We start from the raw sequence: 13,537 nt of genomic DNA on the forward strand, positions 1-13,537 counted from the left end.
CACAGAAAGACGCATGATGAGAGGACTCACGGTCAGCCAACGGATCGCCGCCAGTTTTGCACTGGTCATTGCCGTCATGCTCGGCATGTCCGCCACCTTCTACCTGCGTGCCGTGGCCAACCACGCGCAGGCCACCGAGGTCCTCTCCTCGGACCTGGCCGGCATGTCCATCGCCGCCGCCATGCGGCTGAAGATGACGGACCACCTTCTGCAGGTCCAGGAGCTGGTGAAGACTGCCCGGGCCAACGAAGGCCGCAAGGCGGAGCTGCCTGCGGAAGCCAAGGCCCGGCTGGCCGCCCTTGAAAGCGGCGTCGACAAGAGCTATGCCGAGTACCAGCCCACCGTCTACACCCCGGCCGACCGCGAGGCCACCGCCGAGTTCGCGCGCACGCGGGAGGAATACCAGCAGAAAGCCCGCCAGGTGCTGGAACTGCTGGCCCAGGGCCAGGTGGCCCGGGCCGAGCAGCTGGCCAGCGAACAGGTGGCGCCGCTGTGGAACAAGAACCGCGAACAGCTCAGCGTGATCATCGACCTGAACCAGCGCCAGGTGACGCAGGCCATGCAAGAGATGCAGGAGACCGCCACCTCCAACCAGCGCCTGTCGGTGGGCGCGCTGGTGTTGGCGCTGGTGCTTGCCGCGGTGTCCGGCCTGCTGCTGCACCGCTCCATCCTGCGCCCCATCGAAGGCACGCTGGCCGCCATGAAGACCCTGGGCAACGGCGACCTGTCCAGCCGCCTCAACCTGGGCCGCAGCGACGAGTTCAACGCCATCGAGCAGGGCTTCAACGGCATGGCCGCCTCGCTGCGCGAGCTGGTGGTGCAGGCGCAGCGCTCGTCCGTGCAGCTGACCACCTCCATCACCGAGGTCGCCGCCACCGCCAAGCAGCAGCAGGCCACCGTGACGGAAACCGCCGCCACCACCAGCGAGATCGGTGCCACCTCGCGCCAGATCTCGGCGACCTCGCGCGAGCTCGTGCGCACCATGGGCGAAGTCTCCGCCCGCTCCGAACAGACCGCGGCCCTGGCCGGCTCAGGCCACAGCGGCGTGCTGCGCATGGCCGAGGTAATGCAGCAGCTGACCAGCGCCGCCGAAATGGTCAACGCCAAGCTGGCCCTGCTCAACGAAAAGGCCGGCGGCATCAACCAGGTGGTCACCACCATCGTCAAGGTGGCCGACCAGACCAACCTGCTGTCGCTCAATGCCGCCATCGAGGCCGAGAAGGCCGGCGAATACGGCCGCGGCTTTGGCGTGGTGGCCACCGAGGTGCGCCGCCTGGCCGACCAGACCGCCATCGCCACCTACGACATCGAGCAGATGGTGCGCGAAATCCAGTCGGCCGTGTCGGCCGGCGTGATGGGCATGGACAAGTTCTCCGAAGAGGTGCGCCGCGGCAACGCCGAAATGGCCCAGGTGGGCGACCAACTCTCGCAGATCATCCACCAGGTACAGGCCCTGGCACCGCAGGTGCAACTGGCCAGCGAGGGCATGCAGGCCCAGTCCGGCGGTGCCGAGCAGATCGAGCAGGCGCTGAGCCAGCTGACCGAGGCCAGCGGCCAGACCGTCGAGTCCCTGCGCCAGACCGGCATGGCCATCGAGGACATGAGCGACGTGGCCAACAACCTGCGCAGCGGGGTCAGCCGCTTCAAGGTCTGAAGCACCAGACGGGGCAAGAATCCATGGACTCCATTGCGGCGCAGGAACGCGACCCGCTGCACCTGCTGTTCAGCCTGGGCGCGGACCGCTACGCCCTGGCCGCCAGCGCGGTGCGCGAGGTCCTGCCGCTGCAGCGCCTCAAGCAGGTGCCCGAGGCGCCGCCCTGGGTGGCCGGCCTGCTGACCCACCGCGGCGAGGTGATTCCCGTGCTGGACCTGTGCCAGCGCGTGCTCGGGCGGGCTGCCCGGCAGAGCATCAACACCCGCCTGGTGCTGCTGCAGTATTCGCCGGCCCACACCCTGGGCCTGGTGCTGGAGCAGGCCAACCAGGTGCAACGCCTGCCCGTGCAGGCGCAGCGCTCCATGGGCCTGGCGGCAGGCGGCGCCTACCTGGGCGCCGTGCAGACCCAGGGTGCTGCAGGCACAGGCACCATCCAGCACATCGCCATCGACGGCCTGCTGCCACCCGATGTGGCCAGCCTGCTGTTTCCCTCCGCAGGCACTGCCCCATGATTGCGCGGCTGGAACAGCTCCTCAAGACCCTGATCGGGCTGGATGCCCGCACCCTGGGGCAGGGCGCCATCGAGCGCGCGCTGCGCCAGCGCCTGGCGGCCTGCGCCCTGGACGAAGAGGCCTACTGGGCCCTGGCCAGCGCATCGCCCGCCGAGCAGCGCGCCCTGATCGAAGCCGTGGTCGTGCCCGAGACCTGGTTCTTCCGCTACCCCGAATCGTTTGTGCTGCTGGCCACGCAGGCCCGTGCCCTGCAAGGCCGCCGCCCTGCCGGGCAGCCCCTGCGCCTGCTCAGCCTGCCCTGCTCCACCGGAGAAGAGCCCTACTCCATCGCCATGGCCCTGCTGGACGCCGGCTTCGCGCCGCACGGGGTGCACATCGACGCCCTGGACATCAGCCAGCGCGCCCTGGACCATGCGGCCCGGGGCCGCTACAGCGGCAATGCCTTCCGCGGCGACGCGCTGGATTTTCGGGAGCGCCACTTCCAGCGCGAGGCCGACGGCACCCACCGCATCCACGAGCGGCTGCGCGGCATGGTGAACTGGCAAGCCGGCAACCTGCTGGACGCGGCCGTGCTGTCCGCGCGCGCGCCCTACGACTTGGTGTTTTGCCGCAACCTGCTGATCTATTTTGACCGCCCCACCCAGTTGCAGGCACTGGCCCAGCTGGAACGCGTGCTGCTGGCCGACGGCCTGCTCTTCGTGGGCCCGGCAGAGGCGGGCCTGCTGACCCAGCGCGGCCTGCAGGCCCTGGACACGGCGCACAGTTTCGCCTTTCGCCGCCGCGCGGCGCCCCAGACCCCAGCGGCACGCCCGTCTGCAGCACCCGCAACGCCCAGACCGGCCCCCCTGCGGACTCCCCCGCCAGCAGCGGCAGCCATGCGCCCCGTGCCGCCCCCGCAGGCCACCCCGCCCGCAGCACCCGCCGACACGGCAACCGGGCTGGCCCGCATCGCCGCACTCGCCAACGCCGGGCGCCACACCGAAGCGCTCAGCGCCTGTGCCGAGCAGCTGGACCGGCACGGCCCCTCGGCCGAGCTGTATTTCTGGTGGGGCCTGCTGTGCGATGGCGCGGGCCAGACCGATGCCGCACAGCGCCACTACCGCAAGGCCCTGTACCTGGAGCCCCACCACGCCCAGGCCCTGGCCCACCTGGCCGCCCTGCTGGCGGCGCACGGCGACCGCAGCGGTGCGGCCCGGTTGCAGCAGCGGCTGAAGCAGCAAGGAACCCACGATGTCGGCAGCAAGTCCTGACCCCCTGCTCGCGCCCGACACCGCCGCCTTCGACGCCTGCTGGCGGCGCATCGGCGTGCAGGGCGACCGCTCCTGCGAGCGGCTCGCGCAGCACGTGCACTGCCACCACTGCGAACGCCATGCCGAAGCCGCCATGCAACTGCTGGACCGGCACCGCCTGGACCTGGCGGCCACAGCAGCCGACCACACACCGCCAGCCGATGCCCCGCAGGCCGGCGGCGCCACGCTCTCGGCCCTGGTCTTTCGCCTGGGGCAGGACTGGCTGGCCCTGCCCACCACGCTGCTGCAAGAGGTTTCGGTACTGGTGCCCGTGCACGGCATCCCCTACCCGCGCAGCCGCTCTCTGCGTGGCCTGTGCAATGTGCGCGGCACCCTGGTGCCCTGCCTGTCGCTGGACTTGCTGCTGGGCCTGGCCCCCGAGGCCACGCCGCAGGACCGGCCGCGCATGCTGATCCTGGACGCCCCCGGCGGCGCCCTGGTGGTGCAGGTGCACGCGGTGGATGCCGTGCACGCCCTGCCCCGCGCCCTGCTGCAGGAACCCCGCCACGCCAGCGGCCTGGCCGCCAGCCAGCTGGCCGCGGCCGTGCTGCAATGGCAGCAGCGCAGCATCACCCTGCTGGATGCCGAGCGCCTGACCCAGGCCATGTTGAGGAGCCTGGCATGAACCTCGACGCGTACAAGGACCGCTCGCTGCAGGAGCTTTTCCGCCTGGAGGCCCAGGCCCAGACCGAGGTGATGAACAGCGGCCTGCTGGTGCTGGAGCGCGAACCCACCGACCCCGCCCAGCTCGACGCCTGCATGCGCGCGGCGCACTCGCTCAAGGGCGCGGCACGCATCATCGGGCTGGATGCTGCGGTGGACCTGGCCCACGTGATGGAAGACCTGCTGGTGGCCGCCCAGCGTGGCGAGCTGCGCCTGGGCAAGCCCCACATCGATGCCCTGCTGCAAGGCTCCGACGCGCTGCTGCAACTGAGCGAAGGTGCCACGGTGGATGGGCTGGCGGCCCTGCACAAGCGCCTGTCCGCCGGCGCACAGCTGGGTGACGGGGAGCCCACACCTGCTCCCACCCCTGCCTTTGAAGCCCCTGAGCAGACAACGCCCCCCGCACAGGCGCCCGAGCCCCAGCCACTGCCCGCGGAGCCGCAGGACCGCATCCTGCGCGTGTCGGCCGACCGGCTGGACGATCTGCTCGACCTGGCGGGCCGCTCCCTGGTGGCGGCGCAGCGCACCAAGCCCCTGGGCCAGGGCCTGGAGCGGCTCAAGCGCCTGCAGCAGCAGATCGGCCGGTCCCTGCGCGGCCTGCGCGATGCCATGCCGGGGCAGGAGCTGCCGCCCCAAGCCAAGGCCCTGCTGGCCGATGCCAGCAACTGGGTGCTGGAAGCGCAAACCCAGTTGCAGCAGCACACCGAGGCCTTCGACAGCTTTGCCTGGGCGTTTGGCCAGCGCAGCCAGCGCCTCTACGATGCCGCCCTGGCCTCGCGCATGCGCCCCTGTGCCGACCTCATGGCGGGCAAGGCGCGCATGGTGCGCGACCTGGGCCACAGCCTGGGCAAGGAAGTCTGGCTGGCGCTGGAGGGCGAAGACATCCAGGGCGACCGCGATGTGCTGGAACGGCTGGAGGCCCCGCTCATCCAACTGCTGCGCAATGCCGTGGACCATGGCATCGAGAGCCCCGAGGAGCGCCTGGCCAGCGGCAAGCCGGCCCAGGGCCACCTGGTGCTGCGCGCGCGCCATGCGGCCGGGCGCCTGCTGCTGGAGCTGCAGGACGATGGCGCCGGGGTGGACCTGGCGCGCCTGCGCGCCACCGTGATTGCGCGCCGGCTGGCCACCGAAGCCATGGCGCAGCGCATGCATGAGGAAGAGCTGCTGGCCTTTCTGTTCCTGCCGGGCTTCAGCATGAGCGAGCAGGTCAGCGAGATCTCGGGGCGCGGCGTGGGCCTGGACGTGGTGCAGCACGCGCTGCGGCAGTTGCGCGGCACCGTGCGCGTACGCCAGCAGCAGGGCCGCGGCACGCTGTTCCAGATGGAGCTGCCGCTCACCCTGTCGGTGCTGCGCAGCCTGGTGGTGGAGATTGGCGGCGAGGCCTATGCACTGCCCCTGGCGCGGGTGGAGCAGACCCTGCGCGTGCCGCCCGACGCCATCACCCTGGTCGAGGGGCAGCAGCACCTGTGGCACCGCGGGCGCCCCGTGGGTTTGGTGGCGGCGCACCAGCTGCTGCAGCTGCCGCCGGGCAAGCCCGATGCGCTGGGCCTGCCGGTGGTGCTGGTACCGCACCACGAACGCAGCCACGCCATCGCCGTGGACCGCTTCATGGGCGAGCAAAGCCTGGTGGTGATACCGGTGGACCCACGCCTGGGCCTGCTGCGCGGCGTGGAGGCCGGGGCGCTGCTCGACGATGGCAGCCCCGTGCTCATCCTCGATGTGGACGAGCTGATGAACGCGGCCGACAAGCTGCTGGGCGCGGGCCAGGTGGAGCGGGTGGCGCGGTTTGCAGGGGGCCCGACCCTGCGGCGCAAGCGCGTGCTGGTGGTCGACGATTCGCTGACCGTGCGCGAGCTGGAGCGCAAGCTGCTGGCCGGGCGCGGCTACGAAGTGACCGTGGCCGTGGACGGCATGGACGGCTGGAACGCGCTGCGCGCCGAGGATTTCGACCTGCTGGTGACCGACATCGACATGCCGCGCATGGACGGCATCGAACTGGTCGGCCTGGTGCGGCGCGACGCACGCCTGCAGTCGCTGCCGGTGGTGGTGGTGTCGTACAAGGACCGCGAGGAAGATCGCCGGCGCGGCCTGGATGCCGGCGCCGACCACTACCTGGCCAAGTCCAGCTTCCACGACGAAACCCTGCTCGAAGCCGTGCAGATGCTGATTGGCGAGGCCCTCGAGTGAAGCTGGGCCTGCTGCTCACCTCCCTGTCGCTGGCCCTGGGCCTGCGCCATGTGCTCGAACCCGCACATGGGGTGCGCTGGCTGGCCATGGAGGACGCAGCAGCCCTGCGCCTGTGCCACGATGAACCGCCCGATCTGCTGCTGTTGCAGCTGGACTCCGCAGACCGGGTGGAGCTCACCCGGCGCATCATGGACGAAGCACCCTGCCCCGTGCTGCTGCTGGACCTGGCGGCCGAACTGAGCACCGAATGGGTGTTCAACGCCCTGGGCCACGGCGCGCTGGACGTGGTCCACCTGCCGGGGCTGGCCGACGCCGCCGCGCTCGATCCGGCCCTGCTGCTGCGCAAGATCCAGAACATCCAGCGGCTCACCAGCTCCCCCCAGCCCGCGCCGCACCGCACCACCGCCACGCAGGGCACGCAACGCACGCGCCTGATCGCCATCGGCGCCTCGGCCGGCGGGCCGGCCGCCCTGAGCCTGCTGCTGCACGCGCTGCCGCCCGACCTGGATGCCGCCCTGGTGCTGGTGCAGCACCTGGACGACCAGTTCTCGGCCGGCATGGCCGAATGGCTGGCGCGCGAATCGCCGCTGCCGGTGCGCCTGGTCCAGGCGGGCGAGGCGCCGCAGCCCGGCGTGGTGTTGCTGGCCGGGCGCAATGAGCACCTGTGCCTGGGCCGCCACGGCGAGCTGCGCTACACCCCCGAGCCCACCGAACAGATCTACCGTCCGTCCATCGACGTGTTCTTCCACAGCCTGGCCACGCAATGGCAGGGCGACGCCATCGGCGTGCTGCTGACGGGCATGGGGCGCGACGGTGCAGAAGGACTCAAGGCCATGCGCGAGCGCGGCTTTCCCACCATCACCCAGGACCAGGCCAGCAGCGCGGTGTGGGGCATGCCCAAGGCCGCAGCGGCCATTGGCGCGGCGGCCGAAGTGCTGCCGCTGGAACGCATCGCCACACGCCTCGCCGAATTGTGCAGCCGGGCACCGACAAGGAGAACCCCATGACAGATACCCGCATGTTTGACGACACCATGCGGCCCCAGGCACCCGGCGATTTCGACGCCATGGTGCTGCTGGTGGACGACCAGGCCATGATCGGCGAAGCTGTGCGGCGCATGCTGGCCAGCGAGGCGGGGGTCGACTTCCACTACTGCAGCGACCCGGCCGAGGCCGTGGCCATGGCCTTGCGCATCCGGCCCACGGTGATCCTGCAGGACCTGGTGATGCCCGGCATCGACGGGCTGGAGCTGGTGCGCGAATACCGCCAGACCGAGGCCCTGCGCGACCTGCCCATCATCGTGCTGTCCTCCAAGGAAGACCCCAAGGTGAAAAGCCAGGCGTTTGCCGCGGGGGCCAACGACTACCTGGTCAAGCTGCCCGACACCATCGAGCTGATCGCACGCATCCGCTACCACTCGCGCGCCTACCAGGCGCTGCGGCAACGCGACGAGGCCTACCGCGCCCTGCGACTGAGCCAGCAGCAGCTGCTGGAGAGCAACCTCGCGCTGCAGCAGGCCATGAAGATGGACGGCCTGACCGGCCTGTCCAACCGCCGCCATTTCGACGAGTACCTGGACATCGAGTGGAAGCGCGCGCGCCGCGAGCAGCAAGACCTGTCGCTCTTGATGATCGACGTCGACTACTTCAAGCTCTACAACGACAACTTCGGCCATGTGATGGGCGACGATGCCCTGCGCAGCGTGGCCCAGGTCATCGCCCAGTCCTTCTCGCGCCCCGGCGATCTGGCCGCACGCTACGGCGGCGAAGAGTTCGCCGTGATCCTGCCCAACACCTCGGCGGACGGTGCCCGGTCGCTGGCCGACGAGGCGCGGCGTGCGGTAGAAAAGATGGCCATCGCGCATGTGGCGCCTGTGGCCGATGCGCCGCTCACCGTTTCGATCGGCGTGGCCACCGTGGTGCCCGACCGCGACATGCAGCCCGTCGCGCTGATACAGCGTGCGGACGCCGCCCTCTACGAGGCCAAGGAGAACGGGCGCAACTGTGTAGGCACCGTCTGAACGGCGCCAGACCCTGCGGCGCATGCGATCATGCACCGCATCGTGCGCGCACATGTTCTGCACCGCCACGCCTTACCTGAAAGACTTGCAATGACCACCGCCACCCCCGAACGATGCGCCGCCCTGCGCACTGCCCTGCTGGGCCTGCACCGCCACCTGATCGAGCTGGAGCGACGCGAGTACGAGAAGCTGCACGGCCGCCAATCGGCCGGCGAGTTCCTGCAGGTCATGGCGTACGCCGAGTCGATGCGCTGGCTGGAGCCGCTGAGCCGCCTGATCGTGATGCTCGACGAGGCCCTGGAGCCCGGCAACGCCGATGCCACCGAAGCCCCCCAGGTGGTGGCCGGCAGGGTGCGCGAGATGCTCAAGCTGGAAGCATCGGCCGAGGCGGATTTTTCAAGCCACTACCAGCGCCACTTTCACACCTCGCCCGAGCTGGCGATGGCGCATGCGGCGGTGATCCGGGCGCTGGGTTAGGGCGCTGGCGAACCTAGTTCAGAACACCCCGCGCTGCGTCGCAAAATTCATCGAACCATGCAAACGCGGCCTGGCAGCGTGCCTCGTCGGTGGTGTCCGCCGCCGAGTACAAGGCCGTGGACAGGTCGAACAGCACGCCCGCCAACGCCTTGGGCACCGTGAGGGCATCGGCGTACACCGGTGCCAGCGCATGCAGCCGGTCGATGATGTCCTGCATGCGTGCCTCGTCGTGCACCGCGCCGAGGCGGCGCACCTCGTCGTAAGCGGCGTCGCAGAGCGCCAGCACCGCGTCGATCCTGGGATCGGCCGCTGGTGCCCCGCAGGCTTCAGTCATCCGGTTGCACCAGATTGATCAGATTGCCACAGCTGTCTTCCAACAGCACCATCGTGATCGGCCCCGCACGCATGGGCTCGCCCCGAAACACCACGCCGCCCGCCTTGAGCCGCGCGTAGTCACCCGCCAGGTCTTTGGTGATGAAGGCCGTGGCGGGGATGCCGGCCTCGAACAGTGCGCGTTGGTACACGGCCGAAGGTGGAAACGCCATGGGTTCGAGCACCAGCTCCACGCCCTCGGCCCCGTCGGGCGAGTTGACCGTGAGCCAGCGGAAGCTGCCCATGGGGATGTCCTTGTCCTTCACAAAACCCAGTTGCTCGGTGTAGAACTTCAGGGCCTTTTCCTGGTCGTCCACGAGGACGCTGGCGAGTTTGATCTGCATGGCGGTCAGCTCCTCAAAGTGGCTTGCGCGCTACGGCGTTGAGCAGGGTTTCCTCGCGCACCTTGGGCACGCCAAAGCCCAGCCATTCGAAGGCGCCCAGGTCTTTGCGGCTCCACCACAGGTAGGGCGTGCTCACCTGCTCGGGCTTCACCTCGAAGCCGGCCTCGCCCAGCATGGCCAGGAACTCGGGCGCGCTGCGCTGCACATGCATGGGGTGGCGAAACAGCAGGCGGATGACCCAGCTGTGGATGTAGGCGCGCGTGCTCTCGGCCAGCAGCAGGTGGCCGCCGGGCTTGAGCACGCGAAAGACCTCGGCCAGCGCGCTCCGCTGGTCCACGATGTGGTGCAGCGTCTGGTGGCACAGCACCAGGTCCACCGAGGCATCGGGCAGCGGGATCTTCTCGGCAGGCGCATGGTGCAGGGTGACGGGGGCACCGGCCGCCTGGCGCATGGCGTCGCAGCGCTCGGCAAAGTCGGGCTCGGGGTCCAGGGCGTGGATCTGCGTGGGGCGAAAGCGCTGCGCCAGCTCGGGCAGCGAATGGCCTTGCCCGGTGCCGATGTCGAGCACCGCCCCGCCCTTGGGCAGATCGGGGGCCAGGGCCTGCAGGTCGTTGAGGGCGCGCTGCAGCACATGCACGCGCCAGGTCTCGGTGGACAGGAACCACAGGCCGAAGCGCGTCTCGGGGACAAAGGCGTGGGAGGGTGTTGCGGCCGGAGGGGACGAAAGAGAGGGCATGGATGGACGGGCTTGGGCGGGAGGCCGCCGGTTCAATGTTCTGGTTGGCGGGCCGAGGACCGATGGGGCACCGGGCGGCTTGCTCGTCATCACATGATAGGCCAAGAGAAGGCCCCACCCCCTATCCCCCGGTGCATGCAACGGTAACAGCCCCCGCCCGCTCAACCTGATTGCACCACAATCATTTTAATTCAAATGATTGTGACAAAATCGGCCTCCATGAAAGAAGCCCCCTCCGACCCCCGCCACCGCATCGGCATCCGCCTGGTGGGCCTGGCACGGCGCTGGCGCCAGGCGCTGGATGCGCGCCTGTCGGCCAGCGGCCTGAGCGACGCCACCTGGGCGCCGCTGATGCACCTGCACGAGTTGGGCAGCGACAGCGGCGTCTCGCAAAGCGCGCTGGCCGCGGCCGTGGGGCTCGACGGCTCCAGCCTGGTACGGCTGCTCGACATACTGGTGGAGCGCGGCCTGATCGAGCGCCGCCCCCACCCCGAAGACCGCCGCGTGAAGCTGGTGCACCTGACCACCGCCGGCCGCCGCACCGTGGCCGCCCTGCGCAAGCAGCTGCAGGCCATTGAATCGGAGCTGCTGGCCGATATTGGCGAGCAGGACGCACTGACGCTGCTGCGCGCCTTCGAGCGCATCGAAGCGCGCATCGCAGAGCAGGCCTGACCATGCAGACCACCGCCGCCACCTCCTCTTCCGCCCGCAGCTCGCACCTGGCCAGCCTGCCGCGCCTGCTGGCCCCGGCGCGCCTGCGCGAGGCTTGCACCATCACCCCCCTGCCCTCGCTGCGCAATGCCGCCGTGGTGGGCCTGCAGACCGGCCTGGCCGTGCTGATCGCTGCGGGGGCCACCCACCTGTCGCCCTGGGCGCACCTGGTGGGCTATGCGGCGCTGGGCGCGCTGGCGGCCCTGCTCGGGCGTTTTGCGCCGGCCGGCCAGCGCATGCCCGCCGTGCTGCGGGCGGGGGCGCTGCTGGTCGGCGCGGTCGCAATGCTGTCGCTGGCCGGCCTGGCGGGCGCCGGCCCGGCCGCGCTGCTGCTGTGCCTGGGCCTGCTGGCAGGCGCAGTCTCATGGCTGGCTGGGCGCTGGCAGCTGGGCCCGCCGGGCGCGGTGATCTTTGTCTTTGCGGGCTGCGCGGCCCTGGGCCCGGTGGATGGAGGGCATGCCGTGGCCGGGCGCCTGCTCTTCACCCTGGCCGGCGTGGCTGCAGCCGCAGCGGTGTGCCGCGCCAGCGACTGGCTGCGCGCCGCACCCGCGGCGCTGCCCCAGACGCCCCCGGTGCAGGCACCGTGGCTGCAATTTGCCCGCATTGCCCTGTGCACCGCCAGCGCCGGTCTGCTGGCCCTGGCCGCTGGCTGGCAGCACCCGGCCTGGGCCGCCATTGGCGCCATGGCCGTGCTGCAGGGCAGCCATTTGCACACCGCCATGCACCGCGCCGTGCAGCGCACCCTGGGCACCGTGGCCGGTGCGGCCCTGGCCTGGCTGGTGCTGGCGCAGCAGCCCGGCTTCTGGCCCCTGCTGGCGGCCGTGATCGTGCTGCAACTGGCCACCGAGGTGGTGATCGGCGCCAACTACGCACTGGGCCAGGTCTTCGTGACGCCCATGGCCCTGCTCATGACCTCGCTGGCCACGCCCGGCGCCGCCGCCGGCATGCCCCTGGCGCGCGTGCTGGACACCGTGCTCGGCGCCCTGGTGGGCATGGTGTTCGCCCTGGTGTTCTCCACGCTGGAAGACCGCCTGCACCTGGCGCACCACCATGCGCGGGCGCAGGGCACCTGAGAGCGGATAACAAAACTCAGCGAAGCGGTTCTGGCTAGGCGCTGCGTCGCAGGCAGTACGAGTAGTACGACAAGACGCGGCAACAACGCCAGAAGAGTTTTGTTAGCCGCTCTGAGCACAACGGTCACAGAAACCGTTCTGGCCGGTACTTGGCCAGCACAGCCAGCCGCTCGCTGGTGAGGACTTCCTGCGCCGCCAACTTGCCCAGCAGGGGCGCCAGCGTCACGCCGCTGTGGGTCGCCACCATGTACATGCCGGCAGCACCCGGCACCTTGCCGATCATGGGCAAGCCATCGAGCGGCATGGGGCGGTAGCCCACGATCACGTCCTTGACGCGCGCATCCTTGAGGGCCGGCCAGTATCGGGCCACCTTCATCTTCAGGCTCTCGCCGTGCATGGCGGCCAATTCCTGCGTGGGGTGGCTGCGCAGCGCGCCCGCATACACCGGCTCGTGCGTGGGCGTCTTGGGTGGGCCGCCCACGTAGATGGCCACGGCTTCGCCATTGGGCATCTGCTTCCATTCCAGCGCGCTGGAAAAGTCGTACACCTTGCGCGTCGTCGGGGCGATGGGGTGCGTGTGAATTTTGAGCCCGGGCACGGCGTTCATGCCGATCTTCACACCCACCTTCGCCAGCAGCGCCGAGGTATCGGTACCGCAGGCCGACACCAGGTGGTCGAGCGGATGGAAGTCGCCCGTGCTGGTGCGCACGCCTCTCACCTGGCCCCGGTCAAGCCGGATCTCATCCACCGAACAAGGGTGCAACACCTGCGCTCCCTTGGCTGTGGCGTAGGCCAGGATCTTCTGGGTGGTCGCCACAGGGTCGATGTGCCCGTCCTGCGGCAGGTAGAAGCCGGCCCGGGTTTCGCCGGGTTCGAGGTAAGGGCTCAGCGCCTTGATGCCGGCCTCGGTGACATGCTTCGGGTTGGCGCTGGTCACACGCAGCACCTCCTCGCGCTGGTCCAGGTTCTTGGCCTTCTCGGCATCGTCGCTCCAACTGATGGAGCCACCCCAGGTCACCTCCAGCTGCAAACGCTCCTGAAAGCGATGCCACTCGGCCATGCTGGCCAGGCGCAGGTCGCGGTAGTCGGCATTCACCGTGCTCGGGTTGATCCACGCCAGGGACGCCCGTGTCGCACCCGAGGCCGGCGCCTCCTTCTCGAAAACGATGACCTCGGCCCCCGCATCGGCCAGGTAGGCCGCTATCGAGGCACCGATGATGCCCGCGCCCACCACGCCGACCCGGGGCCGGCGTCCTTTGGCGAACGACATCGCGGAAACGGAGCCTGCGCCCCATGCGGCGACCTGGAGAAAATTGCGTCGTTGAATCATGATGGGAAAATAATGCGTTGTGGAACTGGGTTATCCAAAAACCACCCCATGCGATTACCCATTGCGCCAGAAAGCAAAATCACCCGAATATGCGGCAGCACGGCCTGCAAAAGGCCGCCAGGTGTTTAAAAACAGGTATCGATCAGGGGTGCGGGCACTGTACGGCCGG

Annotated in this window: 14 protein-coding genes; 10 read left to right on the top strand and 4 right to left on the bottom strand. The window is 69.8% G+C overall.

Annotated elements, in window-relative coordinates; translation table 11 throughout:
- Positions 1 to 13 precede the first annotated feature (13 nt).
- From HNP48_RS24470 to HNP48_RS24505, 8 genes are all read left to right on the top strand, one after another.
- Positions 14 to 1,654: a methyl-accepting chemotaxis protein gene (locus HNP48_RS24470; RefSeq protein WP_311773852.1), complete on the top strand. Its 1,641-nt coding sequence runs from the start codon at positions 14 to 16 to the stop codon at positions 1,652 to 1,654.
- A gap of 23 nt (positions 1,655 to 1,677) precedes the next feature.
- Entirely contained in the window at positions 1,678 to 2,166 is a 489-nt protein-coding gene (locus HNP48_RS24475) for a chemotaxis protein CheW (RefSeq protein WP_184862019.1), read from the top strand.
- Positions 2,163 to 3,416 carry a protein-glutamate O-methyltransferase CheR gene (locus HNP48_RS24480; protein WP_184862021.1) on the top strand — a complete coding sequence of 418 codons (1,254 nt, stop codon included), beginning with the start codon at positions 2,163 to 2,165 and terminating at the stop codon, positions 3,414 to 3,416. Before HNP48_RS24475 ends, HNP48_RS24480 begins: the two co-directional genes overlap by 4 nt.
- Positions 3,397 to 4,080, top strand: coding sequence for a chemotaxis protein CheW (locus tag HNP48_RS24485; RefSeq protein ID WP_184862023.1), 684 nt, complete (start codon positions 3,397 to 3,399; stop codon positions 4,078 to 4,080). The genes HNP48_RS24480 and HNP48_RS24485 overlap by 20 nt, the downstream gene beginning before the upstream one ends.
- Positions 4,077 to 6,305, top strand: a complete 2,229-nt coding sequence (locus HNP48_RS24490; RefSeq protein ID WP_184862025.1) for a hybrid sensor histidine kinase/response regulator — start codon at positions 4,077 to 4,079, stop codon at positions 6,303 to 6,305. Before HNP48_RS24485 ends, HNP48_RS24490 begins: the two co-directional genes overlap by 4 nt.
- A complete protein-coding gene (cheB, locus tag HNP48_RS24495; protein ID WP_184862027.1) occupies positions 6,302 to 7,312 on the top strand; it encodes a chemotaxis-specific protein-glutamate methyltransferase CheB in 1,011 nt (336 codons plus the stop codon). The genes HNP48_RS24490 and cheB overlap by 4 nt, the downstream gene beginning before the upstream one ends.
- On the top strand, positions 7,309 to 8,325 hold the full coding sequence (locus tag HNP48_RS24500) for a PleD family two-component system response regulator (RefSeq protein WP_311773853.1): 1,017 nt from the start codon (positions 7,309 to 7,311) through the stop codon (positions 8,323 to 8,325). The genes cheB and HNP48_RS24500 overlap by 4 nt, the downstream gene beginning before the upstream one ends.
- Positions 8,326 to 8,415: 90 nt before the next feature.
- Positions 8,416 to 8,802, top strand: coding sequence for a hypothetical protein (locus tag HNP48_RS24505; RefSeq protein WP_184862029.1), 387 nt, complete (start codon positions 8,416 to 8,418; stop codon positions 8,800 to 8,802).
- Positions 8,803 to 8,815: 13 nt separating this feature from the next.
- On the opposite strand, the gene HNP48_RS24510 is transcribed toward HNP48_RS24505, so the two are convergent.
- The 3 genes from HNP48_RS24510 to HNP48_RS24520 are packed head-to-tail and all read right to left on the bottom strand — an operon-like array spanning position 8,816 to position 10,254.
- The gene (locus HNP48_RS24510) at positions 8,816 to 9,136 is read right to left on the bottom strand and encodes a hypothetical protein (protein WP_184862031.1); all 321 of its coding nucleotides are present in this window, start codon (positions 9,134 to 9,136) and stop codon (positions 8,816 to 8,818) included.
- The gene (locus HNP48_RS24515; protein WP_184862033.1) at positions 9,129 to 9,518 is read right to left on the bottom strand and encodes a VOC family protein; all 390 of its coding nucleotides are present in this window, start codon (positions 9,516 to 9,518) and stop codon (positions 9,129 to 9,131) included. Before HNP48_RS24515 ends, HNP48_RS24510 begins: the two co-directional genes overlap by 8 nt.
- A 13-nt stretch (positions 9,519 to 9,531) precedes the next feature.
- A complete protein-coding gene (locus tag HNP48_RS24520) occupies positions 9,532 to 10,254 on the bottom strand; it encodes a class I SAM-dependent methyltransferase (protein ID WP_184862035.1) in 723 nt (240 codons plus the stop codon).
- Positions 10,255 to 10,473: 219 nt separating this feature from the next.
- On the opposite strand from HNP48_RS24520, the gene HNP48_RS24525 reads away from it, so the two are divergent.
- Positions 10,474 to 10,926 carry a MarR family winged helix-turn-helix transcriptional regulator gene (locus HNP48_RS24525; protein ID WP_184862037.1) on the top strand — a complete coding sequence of 151 codons (453 nt, stop codon included), beginning with the start codon at positions 10,474 to 10,476 and terminating at the stop codon, positions 10,924 to 10,926.
- 2 nt (positions 10,927 to 10,928) lie between these two features.
- A complete protein-coding gene (locus HNP48_RS24530; RefSeq protein WP_184862039.1) occupies positions 10,929 to 12,038 on the top strand; it encodes an FUSC family protein in 1,110 nt (369 codons plus the stop codon).
- 124 nt (positions 12,039 to 12,162) lie between these two features.
- Here HNP48_RS24530 and HNP48_RS24535 read toward each other — a convergent pair whose 3' ends face one another.
- On the bottom strand, positions 12,163 to 13,308 hold the full coding sequence (locus HNP48_RS24535) for an FAD-binding oxidoreductase (protein ID WP_221480332.1): 1,146 nt from the start codon (positions 13,306 to 13,308) through the stop codon (positions 12,163 to 12,165).
- Between the last annotated feature and the right edge of the window lie 229 nt (positions 13,309 to 13,537).

It is taken from the genome of Acidovorax soli (assembly GCF_014207955.1).
GTDB lineage: Bacteria > Pseudomonadota > Gammaproteobacteria > Burkholderiales > Burkholderiaceae_C > Acidovorax > Acidovorax soli_A.